The sequence below is a fragment of the Enterobacter sp. 940_PEND genome (assembly GCF_001059415.1).
GTDB lineage: Bacteria > Pseudomonadota > Gammaproteobacteria > Enterobacterales > Enterobacteriaceae > Enterobacter > Enterobacter cloacae_M.
The window spans coordinates 1-2,799 of sequence record NZ_JUMS01000070.1 but is presented as its reverse complement, the minus strand read 5'-3'; the positions used below and the strand labels follow the sequence as shown (position 1 = coordinate 2,799).

4 protein-coding genes and 2 pseudogenes are annotated in these 2,799 nt (G+C 49.3%); 2 read left to right on the top strand and 4 right to left on the bottom strand.

Features of this window, described 5'->3' with window-relative positions; translation table 11 throughout:
* Window positions 1-73: pseudogene (locus ADJ24_RS25045) on the bottom strand (AraC family transcriptional regulator); the annotation flags it as partial.
* Between the two features lie 355 nt (window positions 74-428).
* Between ADJ24_RS25045 and ADJ24_RS10670 the strand changes: the two are divergent.
* On the top strand, window positions 429-884 hold the full coding sequence (locus tag ADJ24_RS10670) for a hypothetical protein (RefSeq protein ID WP_023311524.1): 456 nt from the start codon (window positions 429-431) through the stop codon (window positions 882-884).
* A gap of 43 nt (window positions 885-927) precedes the next feature.
* On the opposite strand, the gene ADJ24_RS10665 is transcribed toward ADJ24_RS10670, so the two are convergent.
* A complete protein-coding gene (locus ADJ24_RS10665; RefSeq protein ID WP_023311525.1) occupies window positions 928-1,338 on the bottom strand; it encodes a YybH family protein in 411 nt (136 codons plus the stop codon).
* A 399-nt stretch (window positions 1,339-1,737) separates the two neighbouring features.
* Here ADJ24_RS10665 and ADJ24_RS10660 point away from each other — a divergent pair, with 399 nt between their 5' ends.
* On the top strand, window positions 1,738-2,259 hold the full coding sequence (locus tag ADJ24_RS10660; protein WP_023311526.1) for a hypothetical protein: 522 nt from the start codon (window positions 1,738-1,740) through the stop codon (window positions 2,257-2,259).
* Window positions 2,260-2,320: 61 nt separating this feature from the next.
* On the opposite strand, the gene ADJ24_RS10655 is transcribed toward ADJ24_RS10660, so the two are convergent.
* Complete coding sequence (locus ADJ24_RS10655; RefSeq protein WP_023311527.1) at window positions 2,321-2,638, bottom strand: YebG family protein; 318 nt, start codon at window positions 2,636-2,638, stop codon at window positions 2,321-2,323.
* Window positions 2,639-2,708: 70 nt separating this feature from the next.
* Window positions 2,709-2,799, bottom strand: a pseudogene (locus tag ADJ24_RS25530) (AraC family transcriptional regulator); the annotation flags it as partial.

Below are 2,799 nucleotides of genomic sequence, written 5' to 3'. Positions count from 1 at the left end.
CCCCAGGCGCCTGACCATACTGACGCTTAAAGCTGCGGTTGAAGGACTGCCGGGAGTCAAAGCCCAGCGAGAGCGGTGATTGATACCCTTAAAATTTAGGGCAGCGTTGTCATTCTGGAAGGCGCCTCGCAAACCGCAAAGTAACCTTATGAAATTCAGCGTTATGTCTTTTCCTCAACGGGTCGCGGTCGTAAAGTGCCTGCGTTGCGGCACATCCGCAATCGGGCGTAGGAACCCGCATCTACAGAGCGATATTTATATGTCGCGACAGCGCCGATCTCGTTAAAATTGCGGTGGCGCTGACGGAGCAGCCGCAAGGCTGGCCGTTTTCTCTGTGGGCGGTATTCCTACCTCTGTCAGCGCTACCCCCTCGAGCGTAGGAACTCATCGGGTGATTCACCCAATTTATACACTGAGGATGCCTTACGATGGCGACTATCCCAACCCTGACTTACCTTCCATCTGACGAAAACGTCATTCTGCAACGTATCTCCCGACCGCTTCCGGCTGATGCCGATCTTTTTGTCGTCGCCGACAACTGCGCCGCGCTGGTGAGCGTGCTGGTCGAAACCGATGATGTCGCGAGGCGTACTGCGCTGTGCGAGCGTCTCCTTCAGGCTCTGCGCAGGCTGCGTGAACTCTGTGATGTCGATCTTCCGCCATACCTGATTGAACAGTTGATCATGGGTGAGAAAACCAACTCCTGCGTGCCCGACTGCTGGCAGGACACCTTAACGCAGGTGGACTATGTTCTGGCGCTGACGCAAGCCGTTATGGGGGGAACGCTACCCGCTCACGTAGCGAAAGAGCTGACGGGCCTGCTGCACGATATGGTGTGGCTGCTGGCTGAGTTTGTGAAGGAGCCGCGCATTACTGCGCATTAAGGGGCTGGCGTGGAGGGGCGGCAGCGCCCCTTTGAAGCCGTGATTAACGCGATCGGTTCCCGGTATCCAGAAGCGACGTGCCGTAGGAGTTGTCGATAGTACAAAGCCAGCGACCGTCGCTTTCCAGCCGAAAAACATAGGTCGCGCGGCGCGACATTTCCGTTATTCCACCCTGACCATCAGGAAAACGCAGAACGGTTTCCATGATAACGAGGGCATTGTCACCGCCTTCGATCACCTGCATCTCTCCTTGTTCCACAATCAATTGGTCCTGGAAATAATCCGAGATGGCAATAAACGCGTTGCGGATGTTTTCTTTGCCTTTAACCGTCATGCCGGGCTTGACCACCAGAGCCGCGTCGTCGGCGTAGTACTCCATCAGGGCGTCATAGTTTTGGGTCGTGATGGCGCGATCGCAGGATTCGATGATCTGGCGTAGCGGATGTGGGGTCATGCGAGTTTCCTTGTTAAGGGCTAAACAGGTATTAACGTAACAGTCTGGCGTGTTTGTATAGCTACCAGGTCTTATGGATGGTGCTGTGGGTTTGAAGTGGAGGCGCTAAGTAACGTTACGTTTGCAATGAGTGGGACGCAAACATAGCTAACACATTCCGCAGATATCACGGCGATAATTGTTCAGTTGCCTAAAAATAGACCAGCACTAATGGCAGAGTTTACCGGAGGATTTAGTTTAAGCTGGAAAATTTCTCTAAAGTTTTTCGCGGAATAGCCGTTCAGTTAATGAGAACTTTGGTCAACAGATATTGTGGTCAAATAAAGTGTAGCATCTTGTAGTTAATTATATTTTTTAGTTGCTATAAATAAAATTTATTTTATTTAATTAGGGGTAGTGATGATTAAAATCTTAGGGTTTATATTCGTAATGCTTACTGCCGGGTGTTCAACGCCAGGGAAGCCGGCGTTCTATTATACCTGGACACAATATAAAACTGGTGTTGAAGTGATGCTGGATAATGAACCCCAGTATAAAGATGGTTTTGATGGAATTCTCCGCCTCGACGATAAAGGTGAATACGCAGTAATGACCGTTTACTACGGTGGGGATTTGTCTGGTCATTTTGGTTACGTCACCAAGGCCAGCCTCGAACATTGGATAACTTTGTACACTAACTTTTTAAAATGGGATCCGACAAAACCAGCACAGACGACGAAATTCAATATTCCGGATAATCTCTCGTGGACTCATAAAAGCTACGATGTTGAGTATCAATTTATGAACGGCAAAAAACTATTTATCATAAGGAAGCACGGTAATGGTAACTGGTTTGTAGACTTCTCAGTGCTCTCGATGGATGAAGCCAATATAACGAAATTGAATGAAGTCTATATCGAATTGAGAGAGAGGCTGAAATAGCCCGTGAAGTATTACTCTACAAGCCTCCGTTGGGAGGCTTTTTTCTTTCTGGCAGAATAAATCAGGCCGCTTTCACAGCCCTGATTTTTTTCGTGTCAGCCGCATCGGATTCAGTTTTATCCGCTGCAGCTGGGGCATTGAGATCGGGAAGCTTGCTGGTACGCAGAATATGCTGCACGGTCTCTTTCTGCTCGGCGAGATACAGGCCAAGATTTTCAGCCTGCGTTTCATCCATCTGCATTCCGCTTTGCAACAGCCAGTCGGTGAACGCATCTGCCATATCGAGCAGCTTGTCGTGAGCGTCAGCCTCTTTCTTACTGGCAAATGTCATTTTCTCTTCACCTTTTCTTACGACAACAAATTTTGTTTCAACAGCCATCGTGCACCTCGCTATACTGTATTTATATACAGTATAGCAGCAACAGATCGACGTTGCAGCAAAATATGCATTACTGGCGAAGCTGCTGTGTTTCCGGGCCACCCATACTCCGCCGCCATGCCCCAGGCGCCTGACCATACTGACGCTTAAAGCTGCGGTTG

Coding starts and splice junctions, on each gene's coding strand:
- ADJ24_RS10670 (WP_023311524.1), top strand. CDS start 429: ATGGCGACTATCCCAACCCTGACTTACCTTCCATCTGACGAAAACGTC.
- ADJ24_RS10665 (WP_023311525.1), bottom strand. CDS start 1,338: ATGACCCCACATCCGCTACGCCAGATCATCGAATCCTGCGATCGCGCC.
- ADJ24_RS10660 (WP_023311526.1), top strand. CDS start 1,738: ATGATTAAAATCTTAGGGTTTATATTCGTAATGCTTACTGCCGGGTGT.
- ADJ24_RS10655 (WP_023311527.1), bottom strand. CDS start 2,638: ATGGCTGTTGAAACAAAATTTGTTGTCGTAAGAAAAGGTGAAGAGAAA.